Here is a 14,882-nt window from a genome sequence, read left to right on the forward strand (position 1 = left end):
CCGCGCCAGTCGGCCACGAAAGAGTACCCGGGAGCAATTCGCGGCAAACGCTGCTCAACTGCGGCAACAGGGCCGGGCGAGCGCATCCGCGAACAGCGGTAGAGGTCTTCACCGGGCCCGCCGCGGTCCCGGGACGCCGGTATTCGGCGCGCGGGACGGCCGCCGCCGGAGTACCGTTCCGCAGAACGGCAACCCCCGGGTTGCCGGCGCGACCCGTAGCGGGACATCCGCCGCCGGGACCGGTGCTGTCCCGGCCACGGCGGCCGCGCCGGATTCCTCGGGCCTTGGCGCGCGAGTTAGGCTGTCGGCGTTGTTCTTCCGGAGTGGAGGCAGGCGTGGGCTGGTTCGGCAGAAGACAGCGCCGCGATCCGGGTACGGATCCGCGTGACCCCGCGTTCTCCTTCCTCTCCGCCGACGAGGGCAGGCGTTTCCGCGCGACGATGCGAGAAGTGCTGGCGGAGCGCGGCATCGAGGGCGTGGTGTCCGAAACCCACCTCACCACCATGGACGGGGCCCAGCTGGGCTTCTACAACATCGCCGCCTACTGCCACAGTTACGGCGGCGATCCGGGGGCCTGGCCCGCTCTCATCGGCGAACATCTCGACCGGCTGTTCGCCGAACGCGATTCGGATCCGATGGATCTGCCCGTCGACGAACTGCTGCCGACGATGTATCCGCGGGTGGTGCCGGACTTCCAGATGCAGTACCGGGAGGAGTTCCGGTACGGGCCCGAGGTCGCCGAGGGCCTGTGGGTGGTCCTCGCGCTCGACCGGCCCGACACCGTCACCACCATGCCCGACACCGCCGTCGCGGAACTCGGCGGCTTCGACCTGCTGTGGCCGCGCGCCATGGAGAATCTGCGCGGCCTGCCGATTCCGGAGCGGCACACCTTCGGCCGCCGGGAGGGCGGCTGGTTCCACGCGGTGGTGGACGACTCGTACTTCACCGCCTCGCGGGTGCTGATCCTCGACGAGCTGCTCTCCCGGATGAATGTGCCGTTCGGCGACGACGGCGTGCTGGTGACGATGCCCAATCGCACCCAGCTGGTGTTCCGGCCGCTGGACGGAACACCTTTCGCGCCGGCCGTGCACGACATGACCGACTTCACCATCCGCGGCTACGTCGACACCCCCGGATTGGTCAGCCCACACCTGTACTGGTGGCGCCGCGGCGAACTGACGCAGCTCACCCAGCACGAGGACGACCGGATGACCTTCGACCTCCCCGCCGACTTCCGCGCCCTGCTCGACCGCCACGAACCGTAATCGGCCGGGATCGCCTGCGGCACAATTCATTCCGGCGCGCGCCACGGCACCGTCCCGGCGCCGCCGCATCGTTGTCGCACGGGCGGTTTCAGCCCACCGACTCCCCCGAGGGCTCCGGCAGCGCCGCGCGCATCGACCGCGGGGTGGGGCCGGGACGCCGCGGTTCCCGGACACCACCGGGCCCGTCGTCGCGGCGCAGCCACAGCTGCACGATCGATCGCGGGGGCACCTTCGCACCTGCCTCCGGGCTCTGGTCGGTGACGATCCATCCGGTCTCGGCGGGATCCGGGGTGGGGGTGCCGGCCTCGGCGCTCACCGCGGCCAGGCCCACCTTTTCCAGGGCGATCCGGGCATCGGCCCAGGACTTCCCGATCACGCCGGGCACGGTGACCGTGGCCGACCGCCGCCGCTCCCGGGCGGATCCGGCCACCGCACCGACCGCCTCGCGCGCCGCCTGTTCCGTGGCCAGGGTCTGGTCGAGATCGCGCCAGCGTTCCCACGCGGACTGCCGCGTCACGCCGAGATAGGTGGCGATCTCCGTCCAGCTCTGCCCGTGCTGCCGCGCCGCGCGAACGGCGTGCAGCTCCAGTTGATCCAATGCCCGCCGCACCGTGACGACCTCGTCCAGCGCGGCCAGTGCCTCCGCACCGGTCCCCGGGCCCGCGCGCCGGCCGGTCAGCCGTTTCCAGGCCGCACCGCCCTCGCCCCACCTGCTGTTGTCTGCCATATCTGCCAGGTTAACCTGACAGCAGCCGGTCGCCGCTACGCCGTGGGCGAACACCCGCAATCGCTACGGCGCCAGCCGATCCGCCAGCAATCGGGCCAGATGCGTCCCCCGCCGATCGGTGAGATCGGCCAGCTGGGTGCGACAGGAGAACCCGTCGGCGAGGATCGGCGTGTCCGGGCCGGCGGCCGCGACGGCGGGCAGCAGTTGCGCCCCGGCCACGGCGACCGAGACCTCGTAGTGCCCCTTCTCGACACCGAAATTGCCTGCCAGGCCGCAACATCCGCCGAGCCGCTGCACCTCGGCCCCGGCCGCGCGCAACAGCTTCTCGTCGGCGTCCCATCCCATGACCGCGTGGTGATGGCAATGTGGTTGCGCCACAATCGAAGTCCCGGACAGATCGGGCAGCTCCCAGCCACGGGCGGTGAGCAGCTCGGCCAGGGTGCGGGTGGCGGCGGCGACCGGGGCCGCCACCTCGCCGAGCAGTTCCGGGGCGTCCGATCGCAGGACGCCCGTGCACGACGGCTCCATCCCGACGATCGGCACGCCGGATTCGGCGTACGGCGTGAGGGTGTCGACGGTGCGGCCGAGAATCCGGCGCGCGGCGGTGAGCTGGCCGGTGGTGATCCAGGTGAGGGCACAGCACGGCCGCCCCGGCGCCGGTCGCGGGCGATACCCCGCCGCCTCCAGGACCCGCACCGTCGCACGGCCGACCTCGGGGTCGAAATGATCGGTGAACGAATCGACGAACAGCAGCACCGGATCACCGGTCGTGGCCCGCTCCCCGGCGGTGGCCGCGAACCAGGATCGGAACGTCCGCGCGGCGAACGGCGGGATGCCACGGCGGGCATCCACTCCGGCCGCCGCCAGCGCGGCACGGCCCACACCGGGAATCCGCAGGGCCGCGTTGACCGTTCGCGGCGCCAGCGCGGCGATCCGGGCCCAGCGCGGCAGCCGGCCCAGCGCGTAGTGCGAGGCCGGGCGCAGGCGGCCGCGGTAGGTCTGGTGCAGCACTTCGGATTTGTAGGCGGCCATATCCACGCCGGTCGGGCAGTCGGAGCGACATCCCTTGCAGGACAGGCACAGATCCAGCGCCTCGTGCACCTCCGGCGACCGCCAGCCGCCGGTGACCGCGGTGCCGTTGACCATCTCCTGCAGGATGCGGGCCCGGCCGCGGGTGGAGTCCTGCTCCTCACCGGTCGCCAGGTAGGAGGGGCACATCACGCCGCCGGTACCGGTGTTGTCGGCGCGGCATTTCCCGACCCCGGTGCAGCGGTGCACCGCCCGGGTGAAGTCGCCGCCGTCGTCGTGATACCCGAAGGCCAGATCCCGCCGCAACGGCGGCGCGGCGGGCACCCGCAGATCGGCGTCCAGCGGCCGGGGGTCCACCAGCACCCCCGGATTGAGGACGTTCTCCGGATCGAACACGTGCTTCACGGCCGCGAACAGCCGAATCGCCTCCGGCGAGTACATTTTCGGCAGCAGTTCGCTGCGGGCCCGCCCGTCGCCGTGCTCACCGGACAGCGATCCGCCGTAACCCGCGACGAGATCCGCTGCGGCGGTGAGGAAATCACGGAAGACCCGGGTACCGTCCGGCCGATCCAGCGGCAGGTCGAGCCGGATGTGCAGGCAGCCGTCGCCGAAATGCCCGTACGGCAGGCCGGTGACCTCGAAACGACGCATGAGCGCGTCGAAATCGCGCAGATAGTCGCCCAGCCGGTGCGGCGGCACGGCGGCGTCCTCCCAGCCGGCGTGCGCGGGCAGCCCGGCGGGACTGCGCGCGGACAGGCCCGCGCCGTCCTCCCGGATCCGCCACAGCCGGGCGGCCTCGGCGGGCGCGCCGACGACCCGGCTGTCCGACGCCCCCGCCGAGACCGCCAACCGGCCCGCCCGGTCGAGCACCTCGGCGCGCTCGTCCCCGGCGATCTCCACGAACAGCCAGGCCGCACCGGCCGGCAGCGGCGGCACCGCATCCGGCCCGCGACGCTGCCGCAGCACGTCGACGATGCGCGAGTCGATCCCCTCGCAGGCGACCGGGCCGAAGGCCAGCACCGCGGGCGCGGCATCGCCGGCCGCGGCGATATCGGGATAACCCAGCGCCACCAGCACCCGATGCGCCGGATCACCGACCAGCCGTACCGTCGCGCCGGTCACCACCGCCAGCGTCCCCTCGCTGCCGACGAGCAGCCGCGCGACGTCGAATCCGTGCTCCGGCAACAGATGTTCCAGGGCATAGCCGGACACCTGGCGGCCGAACCGCCCCGATTCGGTGCGGATGGTGGCCAGTCCGCCGCGCACCACCCCGTGCAGGTCGGCCAGTGGTCCCGGCACCGGTTCGGTGCGCCCGGCGACCAGATGCAGCGGCGCACCGGTGCCGGTCAGCACCCGCAACTCCGCGATGTTGTCGGAGGTGCGCCCGTAACCGAGCGCCCGGTTGCCACAGGCGTTGTTGCCGATCATGCCGCCGATCGTGCAGCGGGTGTACGAGGACGGATCCGGGCCGAACCGCAGCCCGTGCGGCGCCGCGGCCCGTTGCAGGACCGCCTGCACCACACCGGGTTCCACCTCGGCGGTGCGCGCCTGCGGGTCGAGGGACAGCACCCGGTTCAGATGGCGGCCGAAATCCACCACCACCCCCGCGCCCACGGCATTGCCCGCGATCGAGGTGCCGCCGCCGCGCGCGGTCAGCGGCACTCCCTCGGCCCGGCACACCGCGAGGGTCGCCGCCACCTCGTCGGCATGCCGGGGCCGCACCACCACCTGCGGCAGCACCCGGTACAGGGAGGCGTCCGAGGAGTAGGCGGCCCGGGTCGTGCCGTCGGCGAGCACCTCTCCCACCCCGGCACGGCGCAACCGGTCGGCCAGCGCGGCAACATCGATCATTCGTAGCATGCTACACCTCGTAGCATGCTACGATCACCGGCGTGGCAGACGGCGAGCTCGACCTGGGCCCGCTTCCACCCGCCGGCGGACGGCGGATGGAGCAGGCGATCGCCGCCGTGCGCGCGGCCATCGATGCCGGCCGGATGCGGCCCGGCGTCAAGTACTCCGCGTATCAGCTCGCCGACACCCTGGGCATGTCCCGCACCCCCGTTCGCGATGCGCTGCTCCGGCTCGAGGAGGTCGGCGTGATCAAATTCGAAGCGCGCCAAGGCTTCCGCATCCTGCTCCCGCAACCGCACGAGATCGCGGAGATCTTCGCCGTCCGGCTGGCCCTGGAGGTGCCCGCCGCCCGCAGGGCCGCCGCCACCCCCGGCCCGGCCCTGCTCCACTCCCTCGCCGACCAGCGCGCCCGGATGCGCGACGCCGTGGCCGCGGCCGACGAATCCACCTTCGCCCGCACCGATTTCGGCCTGCACGACCTGATCCTGGCGGCCGCCGGCAATGCCCGCTCCCGCGCGATCGTCGCCACCCTGCGCGAAACCACCCGCCTGCTCGGCGCCTCCACCGCCGACCACACCCGCACCCTCGCCGATATCGATGCCGAGCACACCCCGATCGTCACCGCCATCACCGCCGGCGACCCCGACGCCGCCGCCGCGACGATGCGCGCGCACCTCCTCGCCACCGGCCGGCTGCTGGTGCGGCAGGCCGCCCGCACCCACCCCGGCGTCGATCCGGACCACATCTGGTCCACCCTGATCGAATAGAACTACGAATGTTTCAGAAATATATTCGGCCATTTCCGGCAGGTTGCCGATAAAGGGAATTGGGCACGGCAATTCGAGCAAGCCGACCGCCCTGGCTCTTGTTGACAATGCGGTCCACCGCACCTAGATTGACGCCTTAACCTACTGACGGTCGAGTACCGGGGGACTGCGAATGTCGGCATCCGGCCTGCCACGCAGAGCCGTGCTGCGCGCGGCGGGATCGGTCGCGGTGGCCTCGGCCGCCGCCTGTACCGGATTCTCCACCACTGGTAGCGGGTCGATGATCTTTCTTTCCACCCAATTCCGGCCCACCGACGAAGTCGGCCATTTCCGGTCGCTGCTGGCGCGCACGGCCCCCGGGGTCGGATATGTGACGATCGAGGAGAGTCCGTTCGCCACCCGGATCCGCAGTCAGGTGTCGGCGGGAGCCACCAGGATCGGCATGGTGGGCGGGCTGCACGGGGATCTCGCCCCGCTGGCGCCGGACTACCTCCAGGACCTGACCGGGCTGATCGCCGATCTGGGGCCGCGGGGATGGTCGCCGGACCATCTGAAACTGGCCCGGGTGGGCACCGATCGCACCTGGTACATCCCGTGGGCGACAGCGACCTACGTGCTCGCGGCGCATGCGGACGCGCTCGCGCACCTGCCGCCGGGGACCGATGCGAACGCGCTCACCTACGACCGGTTCCTGGACTGGGCGATCGCGGCGCGGCGGGCCAACGGGAACCGGCCGATGCTCGGACTGCCCGCAGGCCCGAAAGGGTTGCTGCACAGGTTCACTCAGGGCTATCTGCTGCCGTCGTTCACCGCCGGGCAGATCACCACGTTCCGGTCGGCGGAGGCGGTCACCGCGTGGCAGTACTTCCGCGAGTTGTGGGCCAACTGCGCACCGGCGAGCACCACCTACGACTTCATGCAGGAACCGCTGGCGTCCGGGGAGGTGCGGATGGCGTGGGATCACGTGGTGCGACTGGCCCAGGCGCCCGATCGGGATCCGAACAACTGGCACATGTTTCCCGCGCCGCGCGGGCCGAAGGGGCTGGGGTACATGACGGTGCTGCTCGGGCTGGCGATCCCGAAGCACGGGCCGGATCCCGAACTGGCGCAACGCACCATCTCCGCGTTCAGCCAGCCCGCCACCCAGCTCGACCTGCTGCGGTCGAACGGATTCTTCCCGGCGGTGAGCACCGCGATCCCGGACGATCTGCCACCGGCGGTGCGGCTGGAGGCCGACGCGGTCCGGCGGCAGCAGGCCGCGCCCGGCACTCTGATATCGCTGCCGCCGGTGGGGCTCGGGCAGCGCGAAGGTGAGGTGAGCAAGGTCTTCCAGGACACCTTCCGCGCGATCGTGCTGGGCGGGGCCGATATTCGCGGCACACTCGACCAACAGGCCAAGATCCTCCAGGGCATCCTCGACGATCTGAAGGTGCCGTGCTGGGCCCCCGATCCGCCCGCCGCGCGCTGCCGGGTGGTGTGAGCCGTGCCCCTTCGCTCCCGGACCCCGTGGATCCTGCTGCTGCCCTCGATCGTGCTGCTGCTGGCGCTGTTCGGCTGGCCACTGGTGCAGGCGGTGGCGCAGGCGTTCGGCAATGGCCACGGCTTCACCCTCGGCAATTTCTCGCGACTGTTCCACGATCCGTATTTCCTGCCCGCACTGCGCAATACGATCCTGCTGATCGTGATCGTGGTGCCGATCCAGCTGGTGCTGGCCATCGCCATGACGCTGCTGGTGCAGGCGCGGCCGCGGTTCATCGCCGGGCATTTCTATCTCTGGTGCCTGCCGCTGGCGATCTCGGAACTGGCGGCGGGACTGGTGTGGCTGTCGATCTTCGGCAACCGCGGCTACCTGAACTCGCTGCTGGTGCGCCTGGGTCTCAGCCACGACGGGGTGCAGTGGCTGGGCTACCAGCACACCTGGACCATGCTGCTGGCGGTGGTGATCGCCGAGGTCTGGCGCGCCACCTCGCTGGTGTTCGTCATCGTGGTGGCCGGGGTGCAACTGATCCCGCGCGACTACGACGAGGCGGCACAGGTTTTCGGCGCCACCCTGTGGCAGCGGTTGCGGCACGTCACGCTGCCGCTGCTGGCGCCGAGTCTGCAAGTGGCGCTGATCCTGCGCACGATTCTGGCGTTGCAGGCGTTCGCCGTCGCCCAGGCCCTGACCGGACGCGATTTCCCGCTGCTGGTCGGCGAGACCTACCAGTGGTACGCGAACCTCCAGAATCCGGCGGTCGCCAGTGCGGTGTCGCTGGTGGTGCTGGCGCTGTCGCTGTTCACCGCGGCGCTGTACCTGCGCACCATCCGGTCCCCGGAGGAGGCGCGATGACCGCCCTGCCACCGATCGACCGCGGCCCGCTGCGCCGCCGCCGGTGGCGTGCGGCCGGGGTGCAGTTCGCCTGTGTCGCACTGTCACTGTTCATGGCGGTGCCGATCCTGCTGATCGCACTCGCGGCGGTGTCCTCGCGCGACAGCATCGACGCCTTCCCGAAAACTCTCATCCCCCGGCAGTTCTCGGCCGACACCCTGTCGTCGTTCTTCCACGCCACCGGAACCTTTCCGGCCCTGGGCAATTCGGTGCTGGTGGGGCTGTACACCGTGTTCTGGTCGCTGGTCGTCGGCGCCCCGGCCGGATATGCGCTGGCCCGCTACGCCTTCCGCGGCAAGGACGCCTACCGGCTGTTCGTGCTGCTGGTGCGGGCGCTGCCGATCGTGGTGCTGTCGGTGCCGCTGGCCACCATGTTCCTGCACCTGCACATCGACGACACGGTGCTGGCGGTCACCCTGGTGCACACCGTGCTGGCCCTGCCCACCACCGTGCTGATCACCGCGGGCATCTTCGTCGCGGTGCCCGCGGATCTGGAGGAGGCCGCGCGGGTGTTCGGCTGCTCCCGGCGGCAGGCGGCGTGGAAGGTGGTGGTGCCGTTGGCATCGCCGGGTCTGGCGGCCTCGGCGATCTTCACCTTCGTGCTGTCCTGGAACGAGATCCTCGGCGCCACCCTGGTGACCCTGGGCCACCGCACCCTGCCCGCGCAGGTGCTCACCGCGCTGGGCGAGGCGTCCACGCCGTATCGGTTCGCGGGCGGGTTCGCGCTGATCGTCCCGGCGCTGGTGTTCATCCTCGTGATGCGGCGCTATCTGGTGAACATGTGGGGTACCACGCTGCGATGAGGGGTGTGCGATGGCCGAGTTGATCCTGCACGAGCTGGTCAAGACCTATCCGGGCGGCGCCGCCCGGGCCACCGACGCGGTCTCGCTGGAGGTCGCCGACGGCGAGTTCATGGTGCTGCTCGGCCCGTCCGGCTGCGGCAAGACCACGCTGCTGCGGATGATCGCGGGCCTGGAGGTGCCCGACAGTGGGCAGATCGTGATCGGCGGCCGCGACGTCACCTATCTGGAACCGCGGCGGCGCAACCTGTCCATGGTGTTCCAGTCGTACGCGGTGTTCCCGAACAAGAAGGTGGCCGCCAACATCGGGTTCGGCCTGCAGGTGCGCGGCGTCCCGGCCGAGGAGGTGCGCCGGAAGGTGGCGTGGGCGGCCGATCTGCTGCAACTCACCCCGTATCTGGATCGCTACCCCGCGAAACTGTCCGGCGGGCAACGACAACGGGTCGCCGTCGCGCGCGCCATCGTCACCGACGCCGACCTGCTGCTGATGGACGAACCGCTGTCGAATCTGGATGCGTTGCTGCGCTTGTCCTTTCGCGCGGAGCTCAAGAAGCTGGTGGGCGAGTTGGGCATCACCACCGTCTACGTCACCCACGATCAGGTGGAGGCGCTGTCGCTGGGGCACCGGATCTCGGTCATGCGCGAGGGCACGATCGCGCAGACCGGGGGCCCGGCCGACGTCTACGACCGGCCGGCCACCGAGTTCGTCGGCGGCTTCCTCGGCAGTCCGCCGATGAACTTCTTGACCGGCACCGTCGCCCCGGCCGAATACGGGCCGCGGCTCGACCTCGGCGGCCAGTCGCTGCCGCTGCCGGAGGAGCTGGCCGCGTTCGAGGGCAGGCAGTTGCGGCTGGGCATCCGGCCGGAGGCCCTGGAGGTGATCGAGGAGAGCACCGATCCGATGCTGCGCGCCGGGCTCCAGGTGATCGAGCCGCTCGGCGCGTCGACGCTGCTCACCACGGAGGTCGCGGGCCAGGTGGTGAAGGTACAGACCGCGGCGGGCTTCCGCGCCGACCCGGGCGACCCGCTCACGCTGCGGGTTCCCGCGCGGTCGTGCCGCTGGTACGACCCGGAGTCGGGTGCGCTGTTGCAGACTGCATGATCAATGCGTCACATTGTGAGAATCTTATTCTCGTAGGAATAGAGTAAGGATCTCAGAATGCCCGACACCCCGATCGTCGCCATCGTCCAGCTGCGGATCAGGCCCGGCCAGGTCGCCGCCGCCCGGGAGACCCTCGCGAAGTCCATCCCGGACACCCGCGCCTTCCCCGGCTGCCTGAACGTCACGCTGCTGGCCGACAACGCCGACGAACAGCGCATCACCCTCGTCGAGGAGTGGGCCAGCCTCGAGCACGACCGGGCCTACCGCAAGTGGCGGGCCGGTGCGGGCGCGGTGCCCGGCATGGCGGACCTGTTCGAGGGCATCCCGCAGTTCAGTCAGCACACCCGCATCGGCGAGTAGCGGGGGCCTGCGATGGAACAGACACAGACCCGCCCCTGGACCCAGGACGAACTGCTGCGGCTGCTGGACGTGCAGCCCGACGGTGACGGCGCCTGGCTGGCGCCCGCCCACGGCCCCACGGCCCGCGACGTGGTGGAGGCCGGGCAGATGCTCGGCGCGACCGTGGTGGCGGCCGCGAAGCAGATCCCGCACCAGCGGGTGGTCTCGGCCTCGATGATCTTCTCCCGGGCCGCCGCGCACTCGCTGCCGTTGACCGTGCACCTGGACCCGGTACGCACCGGCCGCACCTTCAGCACCGTCGAAGCGCAAGTGCGGCAACAGGATACCCAGCGCTGCTCGGGCGTGGTGCTGCTCGACGCCGACGCCGGCGACCTGATCCGGGGCTCGATCGCGATGCCGGATGTCGACACCCCGGACCGGCTGCGCTCGCATTCCGTCCCCGGCGCGGTGGTGGAGGGCCGCGACATCCGGGTCGTCGACGACGCCTACGACCACGACCCGGACCGGGTCGGACCACCGGAGTTGTTCGTGTGGACCAAGTTCCGCGACGCCCCCGCGCACGAGTACCTGCACCAGGCGCTGCTGACCCAGTCGACCACGCACTGGACCGTCGCCGCGGCGATGCGACCGCACACCGGCATCGGCGAGTCGATGGCACATCGGAGCATCTCCACCGGAATCACCATGACCACCGTGACGTTCCACGATACGGCGGATGTCTCGCAGTGGCTGCTGTATGTCACCCGGGCCACCTACGCCGGCCGTGGCCAGGCCCAGAGCGACGGCCACGTGTTCGGCGAGGACGGCCGGTTGGTGGCCTCGTACAGCGTGCACGCCATGATCCGGGGCCTGCTCGAACGCAACGGCGCCACCTCCGGTGGCGACACCCTGCTCTGACCACAGGAGGCAAGCATGACCAACGACCGGCCCTCGGGCTTCGTCGACTGGCCGGACTACTACATCGACGTCCGGCGCGTGCGCAATCGCATCCAGGTGACCCACGACGGGGCGGTGCTGGCCGACACCGCCAGGGCGCTGCTGGTCGCCGAACAGGATCACGGCATCGTGTTCTACATCCCGCGCGCGGATGTGCGGTTCGATCTGCTCGCGGCGGACGACGAGACCACCAGTCGCTGCCCGTTCAAGGGCGACGCGCGGTACTGGCGGCGTCCGGAGGACACCGAGCCGATCGCCTGGGAGTACTCCGACCCGTATCCGGAGGTGGCGGCGATCCGCGACCACATCGGCTTCTACCAGGACCGGACCACCCTCGAGGTGGGAGTGGCGACACCTGCCGTCAGTGGCAGGCCGCAGCCGCAACCGGTGGTCGCCGCGAACTGAACCGGCGCTCGCCGCGAACCGGCGGCCGGGTTCTGTTTGGACGGCTGTGGTGTTCGATGAAGGGGATACCGAACACCACAGCCGCACCGGCAAGGATAGCCTTCCGGCGCTCCCGCGTCATCACGAGGAGGGTGACTCGGGTGCCCCGAAAGGCACAGATACACAGTACCTTTCGACACGTCTACCGAATCCGCGCAGGTAGTCGACGTTCCTTGTGAACTGCGGGGATTCGCGACCGCAGGTCGGCGGGACCGGCGAGCATCCGGGTCGATCCCGAAGTCCGGCCACCTCCGGGGTCGACCGGCGGGTCCGGGCCGCAACGGGCGCGCGGCGGCGCACCGCATGCACCGACGGAATTCCCATGGTGTGGAGGGTGTTCCCGGGCAATGCCGATGCGCGGTCCGGAGCGACCGGCCGTAACCCCCGGGAGCGGAGGCATCGCGCCGATCAGCGTGTTCGCTGGGCTGGTCGAATGTCTCCAGCAGTTGACAGGCTCCGCGTGGCTGATCATATACTCATCGGCGTCTTCGCGTTGGCGCGCCGATGGTGGTTACCCCCGAAGGGGAGGGCAGCGACCGTGAGAGGTCGGCGTGCGAATTGCGGAGCAGGGGCGGGGCGATCGAAGACGCTCGCCCCACCCGCCAGGGGCCGCCCCCGGCGCGGCGATCTCTCCCCTCAGACCACCCGCACCGGCAGCAACGCGCCGGTCGCGATGCGCCGCAACCTCGCCAGTTCGCCGGCGTCATTGCCCTGGAACACGTCCCGATGCATCCCACCGTCCTCGCGCAGCTGCGCCCGCACCGGCCACGGCATCCGGGCGAACTTCTCGTCGAATATGGTCAGCACCCCGCCATCATGGCCGCTGCCGCCGCCGCGCGCACGGCCGCCACCGTCGCCGTCCCGCTGCGGCCCAACGGAATTCACGCCTCAACTGCGCGGGAGCGGAATCCGCGCGCGCACTCCGGCGACGAAGATCTCGATCTCGTGGCCGACATCCGGATGACAGTCCTGGTCGATCAGCGCGGGCAGCACCCGCATCAGATGCGGCAACCGCTCGGTCGCGGCCACCTCGCGGAACCGCTCGGCGATCGAATCACCGCCCTCCGCACGGGATTCCGTCACGTCGACGGTGCGGGTGAGCGCGCCGCCGAACAGCAGGCCCAGCAGCGAGCGGTAGTGCCGGGCCGCCGCCCGCTCGTCGAGACCGGCCTCGAGCAGGCTGCCCAGCACGGCATCGATGAACCGCAGCGCCCCCGCCGACCGCGGATTCGCCTGTCCCGCCGCGAGCAGGCCGACCACCGCCGGATGAGCGGCGAAACTCGCCTGCGCGCCGTGCGCCAGCGCCCGCAGCCGATCCGCCCAGGGCAGCGCCGGATCGGGCAGTTCGATCTCCTCGAACAGCAGACTCGCCAGACCGTCGAGCACATCGCGCTTCCCGGTCACGTGGTTGTACAACGACATCGCCTCGACGCCCACCGCCGCCGCGAGCCGGCGCATCGACAACCGCTCCGGCCCTTCGGAATCGGCCACCGCCAGCGCGGCCAGCAGCACCCGCCGACGAGTCAGCGTCTCCCGCACCACGAGCCCTCACCTCCGACCGCGCCGACGAATACTTACATCGTAAGCCCCGTCGTCCTAGACTTACTAAGTAAGTACGAGGAGGGACCCGCCCATGGACACCGACACCCTGCTGACCACCACCCGCTCGGTCCGCCGCAAATTGGATCTGGACCGCCCGGTGGAACCGGATGTGCTCGCCGACTGCCTGCGCATCGCGCAGCAGGCGCCCATCGCGGGCGCGTTCGCCGCCGGATTCCGCTGGCTGGTCGTCGACGATCGGGCGACGAAAGACCAACTGGCCCCGATCATCCGGGCCGACGGCGAGAAGTCGTTCGACACCTACGGCGCCGGCCTGCCGGAACGCACGCTGGCCTCGGGCCGCCATCTGCTGGCCGTGCTGGAGCGCATTCCGGTCTACGTGGTCGCCTGTCTGACGGGACGACCCACCGGCGAGCACGCGGTGCTCACCGCCTTCTACGGCTCGGTCTACCCGGCGGTGTGGAGCCTGCAACTGGCCCTGCGCAGCCGCGGCCTCGGCAGCACCATCGTCGGCTACCACCTCGCCGGGCACGAGGCCGACGTGGCCCGCCTCCTCGGCATTCCCCCGGAGGTGACGCAGGTGTCCATGCTCGCCGTCGGCTACACCACCACCGGCACCTTCCGCCCCGGCGCCCGCCCCGCCGTCGAGGACATCACCTACTACAACCGCTGGGGCACAACCGCCTGACCCCGCCGGATGCCGCGCGGCTCGCCGTTGTCAGGCCGACAGTTCGCCGAGCAGGGTGGTGGTGCGGTGGTATTCGGCGGTCGTGCCGAGTCCGGAGCGGCTGACCCAGATCTCGGTGGCGCCGGCGGCGGCGTAGGCCCGCAATCCCGCGGCGACCTGTTCCTCGTCGCCGATCAGGGCGAGATCGGCGGCGCGGGTTACCTTTTCGCGATCGAGGGCCGCGCGGTAGGACGGAATGCTCTCGTAGAAGGCGAGGGCGTCCACGGCCCGGGCGCGGATCTCGTCGGGCCGATCGGTCACCAGGGCGACCACTCCGGCGACGACCTGGGGCGGCGGGGCCTGTTGCGGCCGCGCGCGCTGAAGGCTCGGCAGCACATGGGATTCCAGGGTGTGCGGGCCGGTGAGGAAGGGCAGGACGCCGTCGGCCAGTTCGCCGGTCACCCGCAGCGCCTGCGGGCCCAGGGCGGCCACCAGCAGCGGGATTCCCTGTCCGCCTTGCACGGTGGTGGGCCCGGCGGGATGCGCGCGCAGGCGCTCACCGTCGACGGCGGCGCCGCCGTCCTCGATCAGCTGCCGCAGTGCGGTCAGGTATTCCCGCAGGCGCTGAATCGGTTTCGGCTCCCGGAGGCCGTAGGCGGCCTCCTCGCGGGCGGCGGCGCCCAGGCCGAGGCCGAGCCGGAACCGGCCGTGCGCGGCGGCCTGCACGGTCTGCGCCTGCGACGCGACCACGATCGGGTGCCGCGGATTGATCGGCACCACCGAGGTGCCGACGCCGATATCCGGCACCGCCTGGGCCACCACCCCGGCCAGCACCAGCGAGTCCAGGTCGAACCGCTGTCCGAACCAGACCGACGCGACCCCGGCGGCCCGCGCGGCGGTCACCTGGTCGATCACGTCCGCGACATCGTTGGTCACGCCGGGTTCGGGCCACACCGCGACACCGATCGGAACACGAGTACCCATGGCCGCCACGCTAGTCCGGGGC

General features: G+C 71.0%; 15 protein-coding genes. 10 read left to right on the forward strand and 5 right to left on the reverse strand.

The window, feature by feature from the left end; translation table 11 throughout:
* Nucleotides 1–335 precede the first annotated feature (335 nt).
* A complete protein-coding gene (locus tag LBW94_RS24115) occupies nucleotides 336–1,265 on the forward strand; it encodes a hypothetical protein (RefSeq protein WP_266271911.1) in 930 nt (309 codons plus the stop codon).
* A gap of 88 nt (nucleotides 1,266–1,353) precedes the next feature.
* Here the strand turns inward: LBW94_RS24115 and LBW94_RS24120 are convergent, their stop codons facing one another.
* Both LBW94_RS24120 and LBW94_RS24125 read right to left on the reverse strand, forming a co-directional pair.
* On the reverse strand, nucleotides 1,354–1,992 hold the full coding sequence (locus LBW94_RS24120; RefSeq protein ID WP_225059083.1) for a PASTA domain-containing protein: 639 nt from the start codon (nucleotides 1,990–1,992) through the stop codon (nucleotides 1,354–1,356).
* Between the two features lie 63 nt (nucleotides 1,993–2,055).
* On the reverse strand, nucleotides 2,056–4,881 hold the full coding sequence (locus tag LBW94_RS24125) for an FAD-binding and (Fe-S)-binding domain-containing protein (RefSeq protein WP_225059082.1): 2,826 nt from the start codon (nucleotides 4,879–4,881) through the stop codon (nucleotides 2,056–2,058).
* Nucleotides 4,882–4,913: 32 nt separating this feature from the next.
* On the opposite strand from LBW94_RS24125, the gene LBW94_RS24130 reads away from it, so the two are divergent.
* From LBW94_RS24130 to LBW94_RS24165, 8 genes are all read left to right on the forward strand, one after another.
* Nucleotides 4,914–5,639, forward strand: coding sequence for a GntR family transcriptional regulator (locus tag LBW94_RS24130; RefSeq protein WP_225059081.1), 726 nt, complete (start codon nucleotides 4,914–4,916; stop codon nucleotides 5,637–5,639).
* Nucleotides 5,640–5,811: 172 nt separating this feature from the next.
* Entirely contained in the window at nucleotides 5,812–7,119 is a 1,308-nt protein-coding gene (locus tag LBW94_RS24135) for an extracellular solute-binding protein (protein WP_225059080.1), read from the forward strand.
* 3 nt (nucleotides 7,120–7,122) lie between these two features.
* Complete coding sequence (locus LBW94_RS24140) at nucleotides 7,123–7,968, forward strand: carbohydrate ABC transporter permease (protein WP_225059079.1); 846 nt, start codon at nucleotides 7,123–7,125, stop codon at nucleotides 7,966–7,968.
* Nucleotides 7,965–8,810 carry a carbohydrate ABC transporter permease gene (locus LBW94_RS24145; protein WP_225059078.1) on the forward strand — a complete coding sequence of 282 codons (846 nt, stop codon included), beginning with the start codon at nucleotides 7,965–7,967 and terminating at the stop codon, nucleotides 8,808–8,810. Before LBW94_RS24140 ends, LBW94_RS24145 begins: the two co-directional genes overlap by 4 nt.
* Nucleotides 8,811–8,820: 10 nt before the next feature.
* A complete protein-coding gene (locus LBW94_RS24150; protein WP_225059077.1) occupies nucleotides 8,821–9,909 on the forward strand; it encodes an ABC transporter ATP-binding protein in 1,089 nt (362 codons plus the stop codon).
* Between the two features lie 57 nt (nucleotides 9,910–9,966).
* A complete protein-coding gene (locus LBW94_RS24155; RefSeq protein ID WP_225059076.1) occupies nucleotides 9,967–10,269 on the forward strand; it encodes a putative quinol monooxygenase in 303 nt (100 codons plus the stop codon).
* A 12-nt stretch (nucleotides 10,270–10,281) separates the two neighbouring features.
* The gene (locus tag LBW94_RS24160; protein WP_225059075.1) at nucleotides 10,282–11,166 is read left to right on the forward strand and encodes an acyl-CoA thioesterase; all 885 of its coding nucleotides are present in this window, start codon (nucleotides 10,282–10,284) and stop codon (nucleotides 11,164–11,166) included.
* A 15-nt stretch (nucleotides 11,167–11,181) separates the two neighbouring features.
* The gene (locus LBW94_RS24165) at nucleotides 11,182–11,610 is read left to right on the forward strand and encodes a DUF427 domain-containing protein (protein WP_225059074.1); all 429 of its coding nucleotides are present in this window, start codon (nucleotides 11,182–11,184) and stop codon (nucleotides 11,608–11,610) included.
* Nucleotides 11,611–12,285: 675 nt separating this feature from the next.
* Here the strand turns inward: LBW94_RS24165 and LBW94_RS24170 are convergent.
* Together LBW94_RS24170 and LBW94_RS24175 are read right to left on the reverse strand one after the other, a co-directional pair.
* Entirely contained in the window at nucleotides 12,286–12,534 is a 249-nt protein-coding gene (locus LBW94_RS24170) for a hypothetical protein (RefSeq protein WP_225059073.1), read from the reverse strand.
* Nucleotides 12,535–12,537: 3 nt separating this feature from the next.
* Complete coding sequence (locus LBW94_RS24175; protein WP_225059072.1) at nucleotides 12,538–13,191, reverse strand: TetR/AcrR family transcriptional regulator; 654 nt, start codon at nucleotides 13,189–13,191, stop codon at nucleotides 12,538–12,540.
* A gap of 91 nt (nucleotides 13,192–13,282) precedes the next feature.
* Here LBW94_RS24175 and LBW94_RS24180 point away from each other — a divergent pair, with 91 nt between their 5' ends.
* Nucleotides 13,283–13,897: a nitroreductase family protein gene (locus tag LBW94_RS24180; RefSeq protein WP_225059071.1), complete on the forward strand. Its 615-nt coding sequence runs from the start codon at nucleotides 13,283–13,285 to the stop codon at nucleotides 13,895–13,897.
* 30 nt (nucleotides 13,898–13,927) lie between these two features.
* Here LBW94_RS24180 and LBW94_RS24185 read toward each other — a convergent pair whose 3' ends face one another.
* Entirely contained in the window at nucleotides 13,928–14,860 is a 933-nt protein-coding gene (locus tag LBW94_RS24185; RefSeq protein WP_225059070.1) for a TIGR03564 family F420-dependent LLM class oxidoreductase, read from the reverse strand.
* Nucleotides 14,861–14,882 lie beyond the last annotated feature (22 nt).

It is taken from the genome of Nocardia sp. alder85J, assembly GCF_020176955.2.
In the GTDB taxonomy this organism is placed as follows: Bacteria; Actinomycetota; Actinomycetes; order Mycobacteriales; family Mycobacteriaceae; genus Nocardia.

Coding starts and splice junctions, on each gene's coding strand:
- LBW94_RS24160 (WP_225059075.1), top strand. CDS start 10,282: ATGGAACAGACACAGACCCGCCCCTGGACCCAGGACGAACTGCTGCGG.
- LBW94_RS24145 (WP_225059078.1), top strand. CDS start 7,965: ATGACCGCCCTGCCACCGATCGACCGCGGCCCGCTGCGCCGCCGCCGG.
- LBW94_RS24180 (WP_225059071.1), top strand. CDS start 13,283: ATGGACACCGACACCCTGCTGACCACCACCCGCTCGGTCCGCCGCAAA.
- LBW94_RS24185 (WP_225059070.1), bottom strand. CDS start 14,860: ATGGGTACTCGTGTTCCGATCGGTGTCGCGGTGTGGCCCGAACCCGGC.
- LBW94_RS24135 (WP_225059080.1), top strand. CDS start 5,812: ATGTCGGCATCCGGCCTGCCACGCAGAGCCGTGCTGCGCGCGGCGGGA.
- LBW94_RS24165 (WP_225059074.1), top strand. CDS start 11,182: ATGACCAACGACCGGCCCTCGGGCTTCGTCGACTGGCCGGACTACTAC.
- LBW94_RS24150 (WP_225059077.1), top strand. CDS start 8,821: ATGGCCGAGTTGATCCTGCACGAGCTGGTCAAGACCTATCCGGGCGGC.
- LBW94_RS24125 (WP_225059082.1), bottom strand. CDS start 4,881: ATGCTACGAATGATCGATGTTGCCGCGCTGGCCGACCGGTTGCGCCGT.
- LBW94_RS24120 (WP_225059083.1), bottom strand. CDS start 1,992: ATGGCAGACAACAGCAGGTGGGGCGAGGGCGGTGCGGCCTGGAAACGG.
- LBW94_RS24155 (WP_225059076.1), top strand. CDS start 9,967: ATGCCCGACACCCCGATCGTCGCCATCGTCCAGCTGCGGATCAGGCCC.